The sequence below is a fragment of the Cupriavidus sp. SIMBA_020 genome (genome assembly GCF_046535395.1).
Classification (GTDB): domain Bacteria; phylum Pseudomonadota; class Gammaproteobacteria; order Burkholderiales; family Burkholderiaceae; genus Cupriavidus; species Cupriavidus campinensis.
Genome location: NZ_JAWRWU010000958.1, coordinates 1 through 260 on the forward strand (window position 1 = coordinate 1; position 260 = coordinate 260).

Annotated in this window: 1 protein-coding gene; it reads left to right on the forward strand. The window is 55.0% G+C overall.

Going from position 1 to position 260, the window contains the following annotated elements; genetic code table 11:
• Nucleotides 1–257 (forward strand): hypothetical protein (locus SB751_RS32295; RefSeq protein ID WP_410749297.1); only part of this gene is annotated, 257 nt, incomplete at its 5' end.
• Nucleotides 258–260 lie beyond the last annotated feature (3 nt).

Sequence of the window (260 nt, forward strand, 5' to 3'; positions counted from 1 at the left end):
GCGTGCACGGAACCTGCCAGGGCAAGCGCCCCAAATGCCATAGCTACCGGGGTAAGGCGATGCAGAAACATCATGCGGAGTTCTCCAGCAAGGTTGTGAGCGGCTCTGTTCGACCCGGCTTATCAGGTGGATACCCCGAAATCCGCATCGCCCGTCGCCGGCTTCTTGGGAAAAAACACAGTGTGGGCGGTATTCTGGAAGCAAGCAGACATACTGTCACTGCGTGTAATCCCCAATATTTCACGGCAAACTTTTAATCG